We start from the raw sequence: 12,279 nt of genomic DNA, 5'->3' as shown, positions 1-12,279 counted from the left end.
TGCGTTGTTTGCCAAAAACATGATAACGTAACATTGTCGGAGTTTAGGCGCTTGTTATATAACCTTACTTTGTTTTATTTCTTGTTTCCATTAACGTGATACGAGCATTAACTTTTTTAATCGCATGAGCAACATAATAATAAAGAACAAAAAATGCTGATATACCTGTTATTAAAGCGGCTGGTATAGGCGGAATAGTTAGAGTAAGGATGAGCGCGGTTGTGGAAATTCCAATGACAATAAGCCATGTGTGGGTTGCACTGAAAAGTTTTCGATTTTGTTGCTCGATAATTTTTATACTTTGATCTATATCCATAAACACAAACCCCTTGGGGTATATAACGCCGTTTTAAGCGGCTAATTGCAGTTGGCTAAAATAAGTGAGGCACGAACAAAAAGCCAACTGTAATTTGTCCGACTTGAAAACCCTTGTTAGGCAGCATTAAACAAACTTAATTATAGTGAGTAATAATTGCTCTCATCACCTTCGATTGAAGTTCATAAGTCTCATCACCGCCATTAGTTAAAATAACAATTTCAAGATCATGCTTCGGATAAAAAAATAATTCTGCTTGATAGCCATCTTGTGAACCGCCATGAGAATAAAAAGGCTCATCACCCCAACCTATAATCCAACCTAAACCAAAGGTGCCATCATTACCTGCATCACTATGCACTTTTGTCATCGAAATTAACGATTTTTGACTAATAATTTGTCCCTCTTTCATGCGACAATAAAGTTGTTCAGGTCTTCAATACTACTGACTTGAGCCATTGCCCCTGTGGTATATTGACGAATACCAAAAATAGATTCCGTTTTAGCATAATTAAGAGCGTCATTAGGCTTAATAGTGACGCCTTTCTCGACAATGTAGCTATTTTTCATATTTGCAGGAACAAAGATATTCTCACTCAAATATTCTGAAAAACTAACTCCGCTAACCTTTGCTATAACCTCAGCTAACAATACGTAACAACTATTACAATAAATCGCTTTATCGAAAGCTTGTGGTTTAACCTTAATCATATTTGAGGAAATAAACTTTATAACATCCTGATTTGTTGATGAATTTACTAAGTTCAGGTTTGAATCAGAGAAGAAGTCATCAGAAATATACACCCTATGAGATAGTAAATGCTTTATCGTAATATCTTCCCAACCTGTGGGTAGCTCTTGAATGTATTTGGTTATTTGATCGTCTAGAGAAAGCTTTTTCTGCTCAACTAACTTCATAATTGCCAGTGCAGTAAAAGGTTTACTAATTGAGCCAATTCTAAACCCTGTATGAGAGCTAATCGAATTATTATTAACTTTATTAGCAAGCCCTTTACTTAACTGATAAATAATTTCATTATTTTTTTTAACTAAAACACTAACACCTGGCTGGTCTTCTTTTTGCTTTGAAAGTATTACATTTAAGTTATCTACAAGAGCGCTTTTATCTTGAGAATGTACAACACCAATTGCAGGTGTGCTTGCTAAATAGATAAGTAAAATCAGAAAAACTTGAGTTATAATTTTTTGCATTATTTCTTCTTCCTTGACTGAGGCACAACTTAACCAGCTGCCTAACTTTCCAATAACGGGCGCAGACATGTGGGGCATAATGGCGCAGCCGCCCCGCGTGTATGCGTCCCAGCGAACGCAGTGAGTGTGTTGATTGGCTTGTTAGCCACGCTTTGCTTACGAAGCACTTTTTTGAAATTTGCGCATAGCTCTGAGGACATTAACAATGGGCAATGTCGCGAAGACAACATAAATAGCTACGAACAGCAAAAGGTTTAAATAAGCTAAATAAGCCAACAACCCAATTAAGATTTGTACTACACCAGATAATAAAAAGCTATTGCCTACGTAATTGCAGAAAGCATGTAGGTCGGCAATTTTAGAAAAGTCGATGCCGTTAAGTACATCCGCTTTTTGCTTAAAGGTAAGTAAATAGCCAATGATTAAATATATAAAGCCACTTAGGCAAGATATTAAAAGAATTAGAAAACCTGTATCCATGGAAAATCCTTTTTAGTGGCTAACAATTTTGTCTACGACATTTGTCGTTTTATAAACCGACAAAACAGTGCATTTATCTTAACCATCAAATAAACACCTGTAAACAATTAGTTAACTGGAAAATATTTTTTTAATCAATGCACAAAAACACCGAAATGGTGGAGATCAGTAATATTGGACAAAACAACAAGCACTGTCTATATATACAGTTAATTTTTACTAGAGATTCATATCATGAAATCATCTTTTTTAACTATGATAGCCGAACAAATGTATCTAAAGCGTTATGCTAAAAGTACCATTAAAGCGTATTTATACTGGATAGCTTCGTTTATTCGATTTAACTCTATGAGGCACCCAACAACAATGAGAAATAATGAAGCCGAACTTATTTTGAATCACTTAGTCAACCAAAAAAAGTGGCTCCTAACACTCAAACCAAGCCTTAAATGCGTTGAGCTTATTATTTAAAGAGGTGATTCAAAAGCCACTCTTATTAGGCATTTTTTAAAACAAAAAAGCACAGCCTACAAGGGCCATGCTTTTTAAATTCAAGCGTAAAAACTTAATTTACAAACGAATCCCGCCGTCTATTTCTACCACGCGACCTGTAAAAAAGTCGTTTTCGATTATGTATTGTGCGGTATGGGCAATTTCGTCGCTTTCGCCTAAGCGCCCTACGGGTGTTACTGCAAGCATACGCTGTTTGGCTTCGGGTTTCATGGCGTCGGTCATAGCGGTACTTATTACACCTGGTGCAATAGCGCCTACACGTATACCAAAACGGCCAAGCTCTTTAGCCCATGTGGTGGTAAGTGCCACTACGCCTGCTTTTGATGCCGCGTAGTTTGTTTGGCCTATGTTACCTGCTCGCGCTACGCTCGACATATTCACTATTACGCCGCCTTTGCCTGATTCAATCATGTGGCTTGCAGCTTCGCGCCCTGCTAAAAATACGCCAGTGAGATTTACATCAATCACTGATTGAAATTGCTCAAGGGACATTTTTTTTACCACTTTGCCGTCTTTTGCTTTTATAAACATGCCGTCGCGTAAAATGCCAGCGTTGTTTATAAGCACGCCAATGTGGCCAAAATCGCTATTAATGGTATTAAATACGTTTTCTACTTCGCTCTCAACAGTTACGTTTGCGGCGTAGCTTTTAATAGTGCCAGATACACCTTCCAGCTGTGTTAGTTTCTCGCACGCTGTGTTTAATAACTCTTGCGCCATATCTATAAGTGCGATGTTAGCGCCCATAAGGGCAAATTTTTGCGCCATTGCAAAGCCTAAGCCTTGTGCGCCACCGGTTATTACTACCGTGTTATTTTTAATTTCCACGCTTTGCTCCTACTTAGAAAACAGTTTAAAAATGGCGCTAAAATCATCACTGCCAGCACCTTGGTGCTGTAGCATAGTGTATAAATTTTTAGCCATTGAACCCATTGGGGTTGAAGAATTACTTTGCTGCGCGGCTTCCATGGCAAGTCCTAAATCTTTAGCCATTAAATCGACCATAAAGCCCGGTTTGTAATCGTTACTTGCAGGGGCTGTATCCATTACGCCTGGGCATGGGTTGTAAAGTTCAAGGGTCCAGTTACGGCCAGAGCTTGCAGTCATAATGTCGCTAAGTACTTTTGCATCTAGCCCATTATTAATACCCATTTGCAGGGCTTCGCTCGTACCTGCCATTAAAATACTGAGAAGCATGTTGTTACATATTTTTGCAACTTGTCCTGCGCCAATATCGCCTGCATGAAATATGTTTTTACCCATATCATTAAGTACAGGTTGTGCGGTATTAAACGCGGCTTTACTACCACCAACAATAAACGTAAGCGTGCCTGCGGTTGCTCCAGCAACACCGCCCGATACCGGTGCATCTACAAAGCTAATACCCTGCTCGCCAAGTGCGCTGCCAACCACACGGGCCGACTCTGCATCTATTGTTGAGCAATCTATCACTAAGGTGTTGTTGCTAAGCACATTAATTAAGCCGCTATCGTCGTTATTGCCTAAATAAAGTGATTTAACATGTTTGCCCGCAGGTAACATACTAATAAGTATATCGGCATTGGTTGCACATGCATTTGCATTATCAGCTGCGTGTGCGCCTTTACTTGCAAGTTCATTTAAGACCGACTGGTTTAAATCAAATGCTGTAACATTATGGCCGGCTTTAATTAAGTTAGCCGCCATTGGGCCGCCCATATTACCTAAGCCGATAAAACCAATATTGAGTTTAGTCATCGTCTTTCCTTTATGTGTGTGTTGGGGTGTCTAAGCCATTGAGTGGGTGATTTTCGCCAAAACGGTTAGCAAAAAAGCTCTCTATTATGGCTTGTGGTACTTCACTCAGTGTTTTGTATTGCCAATTAGGCGCGCCGTCTTTATCTATTAATAGTGCTCTTACGCCTTCTTGAAATTCACCTACTTCGCCAGCGCGTACCGACATACCCAGCTCCATTTTAAAGCACGCTAGTAAGCTTTTGCCTTTACTGGCTTTTAGCTGCTCACTTACTAGCGCGCAACTTAGTGGGCAACCATGCTTAAGTGACTTTTGGGCGCGTTGCAGCCATTTATCGTCTGTAGCTAGGCCTAAAATATAATCAACTTGTTCTTGTAGCGTATTAAGTTCAGCTAATTTTTGAATGGTTGCTAAGTTAGCTTTAATATTGCCTTTGGGCATACGCGCAGATTGGTTATCTAAATCGGTTAATAATTTAGTCAAACGCTCATGATTTAAACTTGCGGTTTTGCCCCACTTAGCCGCTAAAATTTGCGCTAGCATGGCATCATATTTAGTGCTGTCGATAAAGTGATCGGCAAGCGATACAAAGCGTGCATCTTCACAATTAATAGAGGCCGATGTTAGCCCTAAAAATAGCCCGACGCTTTGTGGCATTTTATGTAAAAAGTAACTACCGCCTACATCTGGGTATAAGCCTATGGTTTGCTCTGGCATAGCAATGCGCGATGTTTCGGTTACTACGCGGTGGCTAGCACCGGCCATTAGGCCTAAACCGCCCCCCATTACTATGCCGTGCCCCCATACTAAAAGTGGTTTTTCGTAGCAATGAATAAGGTAGTCAAGCTGGTACTCTAGGGTAAAAAAGTCTTCCACTAAGCTTGTTGGTTTACCTTGCGCCATTGCATGATGAAGACTCACTACATCGCCACCGGCGCAAAATGCTTTATCCCCTGCGCCTTTTAACAATACCATTGCAATTGCATCATCGCTTTGCCAAGCCCGCAATTGCGGCTCGAGTAATTTGATCATGTCAAAATTAAGGGCGTTTAATGCTTTAGGTACGTTGAGTGTAATAACCCCAATTAAGCTGCCGTTTGCTGCACTTGCCGTTTCAAATAGCACGGGGTCATCGGCATTATTTAATAACGTTAAATTACTCATTAGCCATTTACCCAATTTGCGCGGCGTTTCTCTAAAAAGGCATTAACGCCCTCTTGTTGATCTTGTGTATCAAACAAGCCAACAAACAATTCACGCTCAAGTGGTAATACACTCGCCATAGGTTGATGGCGGCCTTTTTGAATTAATGTTTTACACGCAGAAACCGAGCTTGGGCTTTGCTCGCTTACTTGATTGGCAAGTTTTAACGCCGCTGCAAAGCTTTCGCCTTGTGGGACTACTTCCTCTACTAAGCCAATTTGCAGGGCTTTATCGGCTTTTAAGCGCTCGCCACATAAAATCATTCGTTTTGCCCAGCCTTCGCCGACAAGCCATGCTAAATTTTGCGTGCCACCCGCGCACGGTAACAAGCCCACTTTTGCCTCTGGCAGTGCTATTTGTGCTTGCTCTTCTGCTATACGAATATCACACGCAAGCGCTACTTCTAACCCGCCGCCCATGGCATAACCGTTAATGGCCGCAACCGACACCCCTGTAAAATTAGTCAGTGCTTCAAAGGCTTCACCAAATACACGTGACATATCAGCGGCAACGCCTTTATCGCCACTGGCAAATACGTTTAAATCGGCACCGGCGCTAAAAAACTTTTCGCCTTCGCCAGTAAGCACTAAAGCATAAATGTTTTTGTTGTTATTAAGCTCGTTAACTTTGTTTTTTAAATCAATTAAGGTGTCTTTTGTCCAGGTATTAGCTGGTGGGTTAGACATAGTTAAAATAGCAACATGGCCTTCGGTAGTCAGTTCAATACTCGGGTTAGATTGTGACATAACTTGCTCCTTATAAAACGTCGCTTGCAGACTCGGCTAAAATACGGCGCGCTATAATTACGCGCATTATTTCGTTAGTACCTTCTAAAATTTGATGAACGCGCACATCACGTACATGGCGCTCAAGCGGGTATTCTTTTATGTAACCGTAACCACCATGTACTTGCAGTGCCTCGTTACACACGTTAAAGCCAACATCGGTGGCAAAACGTTTAGCCATGGCGCAATAAGTAGTTTTTTCACTATCGCCGGTATCAAGTTTAAATGCCGCCAGCCTTACCATTTGGCGCGCAGCTACAAGTTCGGTATTCATATCTGCAATTTTAAATTGCAAAGCCTGAAACGCAGCTAAGGGCTTACCAAATTGAGTGCGCTCTTTTAAGTATTCTTTTGCCGTGTTTAGCGCAGCTTGTGCAGTACCAATTGAGCATGTGGCAATATTAATACGCCCGCCATCTAAGCCTTGCATGGCAAATTTAAAGCCTTCACCCTCTTTACCTAATAAGTTATGCGCCGGAATACGTACATCTTCAAAACTAATTAAGCGTGTTGGTTGTGCGTTCCAACCCATTTTTTCTTCTGCTTTACCGTACTCAACGCCTTGTGCGTCACCAGGGACTACAAATGCCGAAATACCCGCAGCGCCTTCGCCACCGGTACGTGCCATTACCACTAGCACTTCGGTTTCGCCCGCACCCGATATAAACATTTTTGAGCCGTTAATAACGTACTCATCACCTTCAAGCACAGCTTTTGTTTTTAGTGATGCTGCATCTGAGCCCGCCCCTGGCTCTGTTAAACAATAAGAGGCAAGTAGCTCGCCCATTACTAGTTGCTCTACGTATGCATCTTTAACTGCATCTGTACCAAAACTTGCTACCATCCAGGTGGCCATATTATGAATAGTTAGCATGGCCGTTGTAGCTGTACAGCCCATCGCAAGCTGCTCAAATATAATGCTTGAATCTAAGCGTGATAAACCAAGGCCGCCGGCTTCCTCTGGCGTGTATAAACCGCAAAAGCCAAGCTCGCCCGCCGCTTTAATTGTATCTTTAGGAAAAATATGCTCGCGGTCCCACTTTGCTGCATGTGGAGCAAGTTCTGATTCTGCAAATTGGCGTGCAGTTTCTGCAAAGGCTTGTTGATCTTCTGATAAGTTAAAGTCCATGGTAGACCTCTTTAATTGTGTTGTTAGTGTGTCCCATTAGGGTAAATGAGTGAAGAGCGGCAAAGGCTGATGTGTGTGTTCTAGTTGCTTGTCAGCAGATTTAGCCTTTGCGCCCTTCTTTATTATTTTTGAGTGTGTTTATTTTAAATTAATGCTCATGTTTGGACCTGAAGCGATGTCATCTTCAAACCAACGTGAAGTAATGGTTTTAGTTTCTGTGTAAAAACGTATACCTTGCTTACCATAGGTGTGCGTATCGCCGTAAAACGAGCCTTTCCAACCCGTAAACGAGAAAAACGGCAGCGGCACCGGAATAGGCACATTAATACCCACTTGCCCTACTTCAATTTCGTGTTGAAATTTACGAGCCGCAGCACCACTTGAGGTAAATAACGAGGTACCGTTGCCGTACGGGCTTTCGTTAATAAGAGCAATTGCCTCATCAAGCGTATCTACAAACATACAGGCAAGCACAGGGCCAAAGATTTCTTCTTTGTATAAGTCCATGTCTTTTGTCACATCGGTAAATAGTGTTGGGCCAACCCAGTTACCTTGATCAAAGCCCTCTACTGTGTAGTTTGAACCATCAATTAAACAGGTGGCGCCTTGCTCCTTACCGCTTGCTATAAGCGATAAAATACGCTCTTTTGCTGCTTTTGATGTTTGTGGGCCGTAGGCTGCGTTTTTGTCATCCCACACGCCTGGGCGTACGTTTTCAAAGCCAGCTTTTATTTCATCTACCCACTCACTTGCTTGCCCTACAAACACAGCCACCGAAATACCCATACAACGCTGGCCTGCTGCGCCAACCGATGCGCCAACTAGGTTATTTACCACGTGCGATTTACTCGCATCTGGCATAATAACCATGTGATTTTTAGCACCCACACACGCTTGTACGCGCTTAAGGTTTTGTGTGCCTTTAGAATAAATGTATGCACCTACACCACACGAGCCCACAAACGAAATTGCACGTACGGCTTTGTCTTCTAATAAGCGGTCTACTTGCGGTTTTGTACCATGAACCACTTGTAATACGCCTTTTGGTGCGCCGGCTTCAATAAATAGCTCAGCTAAACGCATTGGTGTGAGTGGGTCTTGCTCAGAGGGTTTTAAAATAAAGGTGTTACCACATACAATAGCTAGCGGAAACATCCAAAGTGGGATCATCGCCGGAAAGTTAAACGGCGTAATGCCTGCACATACGCCAAGGGGCTGCATGTAAGAATAGGTATCGATTTTACGGGCAACGTTTTCCATTGTTTCGCCCATCATTAGTGATGGTGCGTTAGCTGCTTGTTCTACTACTTCAATACCGCGCCATACATCGCCTTTTGCATCTTCAAACGTTTTACCTAGTTCGTGGCAAATAATGGTTGCAAGCTCATCGTGGTGCTCTTTTAACAGCGCCGCGTATTTCATCATAATGCGGGCACGCTCGGTAATGGGCACATCTTTCCATGTTTTAAATGTTTCTGAGGCCGAGGCAATCGCTGCATCCATTTCTGAGTCGGTAGTGCATGGAACTTGCGCAAGTACTTCTTGGTTTGCTGGGTTAATTACATCAATAAGCTCGTTTGAAGCCGACTGAACAAATTCGCCATTTATAAGTAGTGGAACTTGGTGCATGGGTAAATCCTGTTGTTAGTGTGTTCTTTTAAAAAATGGCACCGTTTTGTTATTAGTATGAGTACGGTGCATTTTAGTTGCTGTTAGTTAATTAACTGTTTTGTTAGTAAGCCTCTACAGCCATGGCTACAGCTTCGCCGCCGCCAATACATAAAGACGCAATTCCTTTTTTAAGGCCACGGTTTTTAAGCGCGTGAATAAGCGTGACTAAAATTCTCGCGCCGCTGGCACCAATTGGGTGGCCAAGTGCACACGCCCCACCGTTTACGTTTACTTTGCTTTCATCAAGTTTTAATTCGTTAATAGCAAGCATGGTAACCATGGCAAAGGCTTCGTTAATTTCCCACAGGTCAACATCAGCGGTTGTCCAGCCTGCTTTTTCAAGCACGCTGATCATAGCGCCCACAGGTGCTACTGTAAATTCGCTTGGTTTTTGAGAGTGCGTGCTGTGCGCTACAATTTTACAAAGCAGTGTTAAGCCTTGCTCTTTTGCTTTTGATTCGCTCATTAATATAAGCGCTGCGCCACCATCAGAAATTGACGATGAATTAGCCGCAGTGATGGTGCCGTCTTTTTTAAAGGCAGCACGCAGGCTTGGTATTTTTTCTGGGCGGGCATTACCGGGTTGCTCATCAACCGATACGGTTACATCGCCCTTGCGGGTTTTTATGGTGTGCGGCGCAATTTCGTTTTCAAAGCTGCCGTTTTCGATTGCCGCATTGGCTTTACTTAACGAGCTAAGTGCAAACTCATCCATTTGCTCACGGCCAATGCCGTACTCATCGGCAGTATCTTGTGCAAAACAGCCCATTGCTTTGTTATCGTAAGCATCTTCTAGGCCATCGCTCATCATATGATCTTTAATTTCGCCGTGGCCCATACGCATACCGCCACGTGCTTTAGGTATAAAATACGGTGCATTACTCATGCTTTCCATGCCGCCAGCAATTGCGCTGCTAATTGAGCCCGCTTTAATTAAGTCGTGTCCTAGCATGGCGGCTTTTAAACCAGAGCCACATACTTTATTAATGGTGGTAGCACCCGTGCCCAGAGCAAGGCCTGCTTTTAACATTGCTTGGCGTGCTGGCGCTTGGCCAAGGCCCGCTGGCAATACACAGCCCATAATTACTTCATCTATTGCATCATTTGCTAAACCAGTTTGTGCAAGCGCACTTGCAATGGCGGTTGCGCCTAGCTCGGTAGATTGTGCATCGGTCAATGCGCCCATAAACCCGCCCATTGGCGTACGCTTTGCTGCTACAATTACCACTGATTCTAAAGTCATAATTAACTCCGTTGTATTTATATGCAAATAGTTGTTAGAATATTTGCTCTATTAATTTAGTATTCATTTATTGTTTAACACCCTTACACAATACTAACGTTTACGCTAACGTCAACTAAAAAGCGTTTAATTTTTAGTTTTAAAAGTGTAAGCATTATTTTCCAGTAACGGCGAAGTGAACAATCAATAAAAATAAACTATTGAATATTAATGATATAATTTAACATTTCACATCAACACTCCTTTATAAATAGTTTCATACCACACCAAGCTTTACCTTTACGTAAACTTCACTTATATTGGAGTTATTCGAATGAGGTAAACACAACTATGAAACCAGATAACCAAACAAACTTTGCAAGTTCTGCAAAAGCGCCAAGCAGTAACGATCAAACCTTTAGTATTAGCGATTTAGCTAAAGAGTTTGATATTACCACCCGCTCTATTCGTTTTTACGAAGACCAAGGTTTAGTAAGCCCTGAGCGCAATGGCCAAACCCGTATTTATTCAAAACGCGACAAAGTTCGCTTAAAACTAATACTGCGAGGCAAACGCTTAGGCTTTACATTGGCTGAAACAGGCCGTTTGTTTGAACTGTACGACGCTGATAAATCAAGCGCTAAACAGCTGGTGACTATGCTCGATTTAATAGCAGAGAAAAAAGCCGACCTTTCTCAGCAAATGGACGACATAAAAGTTGTGCTTATGGAATTAGTGACAGCGGAGCGCCGCTGCAGAGACACACTTAATAAAATAGACGAGTAGCCTATTTTAATAATAAAAACACACTGACAACACACACAGGAATGAATCATGAGCACTATTTCACTTTATAAAGAGATGAACTTTGGCCTTGGCGAAACCGCCGATATGATCCGCGACCACGTAAATAGCTTTGCAAGCCAAGAAATTGCGCCACTGGCTGAACAAACCGATATGGACAACGCGTTTCCTAATCAGCTTTGGCCGCAAATGGGCGAAATGGGTGTACTAGGCATGACCGTATCTGAAGATTTTGGCGGTGCAGGCTTAGGTTACTTAGAGCATGTAATAGCCATGGAAGAAATTAGCCGTGCGAGTGCATCAATTGGATTAAGCTATGGTGCGCATTCAAACTTGTGTGTAAATCAAATTAACCGTAACGGTAACCAAGCACAAAAAGAAAAATACTTACCAAAGCTTATTAGCGGCGAACACATTGGTGCCCTTGCCATGAGCGAACCAAATGCAGGCTCTGACGTGGTATCAATGAAACTTAAAGCTGAAAAAAAAGGCGATAAGTACATTTTAAATGGCAATAAAATGTGGATCACCAACGGCCCCGATGCACACACATTTGTTATTTATGCAAAAACAGATTTAGAAGCCGGCGCTAAAGGCATTACCGCATTTATTGTTGAAAAAGACTTCCCTGGTTTTTCTACCGCGCAAAAGCTAGACAAGCTTGGTATGCGTGGCTCAAACACGTGTGAACTGGTGTTTGAAAACTGCGAAGTACCCGAAGAAAACATTTTAGGTAACCTAAACGAAGGCGTTAAGGTACTAATGAGCGGCCTAGATTACGAACGTGTAGTACTTGCTGCAGGCCCCCTTGGCATAATGCAAGCCTGTATGGATATTGTTGTACCGTACATTCATGAACGTAAACAGTTCGACACCCCTATTGGCCAATTTCAGTTAATTCAAGGCAAAGTAGCCGACATGTATACACAAATGAACGCAGCGCGCTCATACGTTTATACCGTTGCAAAAGCGTGTGACCGCGGCGAAACCACCCGTAAAGATGCCGCCGGCGCCATTTTATATGCAGCTGAGCTTGCCACTAAAATGGCGCTTGATGCCATTCAAATTTTAGGGGGTAACGGCTACATAAACGAATACGCCACAGGGCGCTTACTGCGTGATGCCAAACTATACGAAATTGGTGCTGGTACATCAGAAATACGCCGCATGCTTATTGGCCGCGAACTCTTTACCGAAAGCCGTTAAGGA

General features: G+C 42.3%; 14 protein-coding genes. 3 read left to right on the top strand and 11 right to left on the bottom strand.

Annotated elements, in window-relative coordinates; genetic code table 11:
• Positions 1-64 precede the first annotated feature (64 nt).
• The 4 genes from AN395_RS06775 to AN395_RS06760 all read right to left on the bottom strand — a co-directional run bounded on the left by AN395_RS06775 (position 65) and on the right by AN395_RS06760 (position 2,008).
• Complete coding sequence (locus AN395_RS06775) at positions 65-316, bottom strand: hypothetical protein (protein WP_054982482.1); 252 nt, start codon at positions 314-316, stop codon at positions 65-67.
• Between the two features lie 136 nt (positions 317-452).
• On the bottom strand, positions 453-728 hold the full coding sequence (locus tag AN395_RS19755; RefSeq protein WP_157683947.1) for a serine hydrolase: 276 nt from the start codon (positions 726-728) through the stop codon (positions 453-455).
• Positions 725-1,597: a serine hydrolase gene (locus AN395_RS06765; RefSeq protein ID WP_054982480.1), complete on the bottom strand. Its 873-nt coding sequence runs from the start codon at positions 1,595-1,597 to the stop codon at positions 725-727. Before AN395_RS06765 ends, AN395_RS19755 begins: the two co-directional genes overlap by 4 nt.
• 87 nt (positions 1,598-1,684) lie before the next feature.
• Entirely contained in the window at positions 1,685-2,008 is a 324-nt protein-coding gene (locus AN395_RS06760; RefSeq protein WP_054982479.1) for a hypothetical protein, read from the bottom strand.
• A 234-nt stretch (positions 2,009-2,242) separates the two neighbouring features.
• Between AN395_RS06760 and AN395_RS06755 the strand changes: the two genes are divergently transcribed.
• Entirely contained in the window at positions 2,243-2,479 is a 237-nt protein-coding gene (locus AN395_RS06755; RefSeq protein WP_054982478.1) for a phage integrase N-terminal SAM-like domain-containing protein, read from the top strand.
• A gap of 99 nt (positions 2,480-2,578) precedes the next feature.
• On the opposite strand, the gene AN395_RS06750 is transcribed toward AN395_RS06755, so the two are convergent.
• From AN395_RS06750 to AN395_RS06720, 7 genes are all read right to left on the bottom strand, one after another.
• Complete coding sequence (locus AN395_RS06750; RefSeq protein WP_054982477.1) at positions 2,579-3,349, bottom strand: SDR family oxidoreductase; 771 nt, start codon at positions 3,347-3,349, stop codon at positions 2,579-2,581.
• Between the two features lie 9 nt (positions 3,350-3,358).
• Positions 3,359-4,258: a 3-hydroxyisobutyrate dehydrogenase gene (mmsB, locus tag AN395_RS06745; RefSeq protein WP_004587907.1), complete on the bottom strand. Its 900-nt coding sequence runs from the start codon at positions 4,256-4,258 to the stop codon at positions 3,359-3,361.
• Between the two features lie 10 nt (positions 4,259-4,268).
• A complete protein-coding gene (locus tag AN395_RS06740; protein ID WP_054982476.1) occupies positions 4,269-5,420 on the bottom strand; it encodes an enoyl-CoA hydratase/isomerase family protein in 1,152 nt (383 codons plus the stop codon).
• Positions 5,420-6,205 carry an enoyl-CoA hydratase gene (locus AN395_RS06735; RefSeq protein ID WP_054982475.1) on the bottom strand — a complete coding sequence of 262 codons (786 nt, stop codon included), beginning with the start codon at positions 6,203-6,205 and terminating at the stop codon, positions 5,420-5,422. The genes AN395_RS06740 and AN395_RS06735 overlap by 1 nt, the downstream gene beginning before the upstream one ends.
• A gap of 10 nt (positions 6,206-6,215) precedes the next feature.
• On the bottom strand, positions 6,216-7,373 hold the full coding sequence (locus AN395_RS06730) for an acyl-CoA dehydrogenase family protein (protein WP_054982474.1): 1,158 nt from the start codon (positions 7,371-7,373) through the stop codon (positions 6,216-6,218).
• Positions 7,374-7,511: 138 nt separating this feature from the next.
• Positions 7,512-9,002, bottom strand: coding sequence for a CoA-acylating methylmalonate-semialdehyde dehydrogenase (locus AN395_RS06725; RefSeq protein ID WP_054982473.1), 1,491 nt, complete (start codon positions 9,000-9,002; stop codon positions 7,512-7,514).
• A gap of 103 nt (positions 9,003-9,105) precedes the next feature.
• Positions 9,106-10,287 (bottom strand): acetyl-CoA C-acyltransferase, encoded by a 1,182-nt coding sequence (locus AN395_RS06720; protein ID WP_054982472.1) that lies wholly within the window; start codon positions 10,285-10,287, stop codon positions 9,106-9,108.
• Between the two features lie 330 nt (positions 10,288-10,617).
• On the opposite strand from AN395_RS06720, the gene AN395_RS06715 reads away from it, so the two are divergent.
• Positions 10,618-11,052, top strand: a complete 435-nt coding sequence (locus AN395_RS06715; RefSeq protein ID WP_004587901.1) for a MerR family DNA-binding transcriptional regulator — start codon at positions 10,618-10,620, stop codon at positions 11,050-11,052.
• A 48-nt stretch (positions 11,053-11,100) separates the two neighbouring features.
• The gene (locus AN395_RS06710) at positions 11,101-12,276 is read left to right on the top strand and encodes an isovaleryl-CoA dehydrogenase (protein WP_024034119.1); all 1,176 of its coding nucleotides are present in this window, start codon (positions 11,101-11,103) and stop codon (positions 12,274-12,276) included.
• Positions 12,277-12,279: the final 3 nt, after the last annotated feature.

This window comes from Pseudoalteromonas sp. P1-30 (genome assembly GCF_001400005.1).
Taxonomy (GTDB): Bacteria; Pseudomonadota; Gammaproteobacteria; order Enterobacterales; family Alteromonadaceae; genus Pseudoalteromonas; species Pseudoalteromonas atlantica.
The sequence above is the reverse complement of the archived record's forward strand: the minus strand, read 5'-3'. Positions and strand labels throughout refer to the sequence as shown.

Coding starts and splice junctions, on each gene's coding strand:
- AN395_RS06725 (WP_054982473.1), bottom strand. CDS start 9,002: ATGCACCAAGTTCCACTACTTATAAATGGCGAATTTGTTCAGTCGGCT.
- AN395_RS19755 (WP_157683947.1), bottom strand. CDS start 728: ATGAAAGAGGGACAAATTATTAGTCAAAAATCGTTAATTTCGATGACA.
- AN395_RS06715 (WP_004587901.1), top strand. CDS start 10,618: ATGAAACCAGATAACCAAACAAACTTTGCAAGTTCTGCAAAAGCGCCA.
- AN395_RS06775 (WP_054982482.1), bottom strand. CDS start 316: ATGGATATAGATCAAAGTATAAAAATTATCGAGCAACAAAATCGAAAA.
- AN395_RS06755 (WP_054982478.1), top strand. CDS start 2,243: ATGAAATCATCTTTTTTAACTATGATAGCCGAACAAATGTATCTAAAG.
- AN395_RS06710 (WP_024034119.1), top strand. CDS start 11,101: ATGAGCACTATTTCACTTTATAAAGAGATGAACTTTGGCCTTGGCGAA.
- AN395_RS06740 (WP_054982476.1), bottom strand. CDS start 5,420: ATGAGTAATTTAACGTTATTAAATAATGCCGATGACCCCGTGCTATTT.
- AN395_RS06760 (WP_054982479.1), bottom strand. CDS start 2,008: ATGGATACAGGTTTTCTAATTCTTTTAATATCTTGCCTAAGTGGCTTT.
- AN395_RS06735 (WP_054982475.1), bottom strand. CDS start 6,205: ATGTCACAATCTAACCCGAGTATTGAACTGACTACCGAAGGCCATGTT.
- mmsB (WP_004587907.1), bottom strand. CDS start 4,258: ATGACTAAACTCAATATTGGTTTTATCGGCTTAGGTAATATGGGCGGC.
- AN395_RS06765 (WP_054982480.1), bottom strand. CDS start 1,597: ATGTCTGCGCCCGTTATTGGAAAGTTAGGCAGCTGGTTAAGTTGTGCC.
- AN395_RS06730 (WP_054982474.1), bottom strand. CDS start 7,373: ATGGACTTTAACTTATCAGAAGATCAACAAGCCTTTGCAGAAACTGCA.
- AN395_RS06720 (WP_054982472.1), bottom strand. CDS start 10,287: ATGACTTTAGAATCAGTGGTAATTGTAGCAGCAAAGCGTACGCCAATG.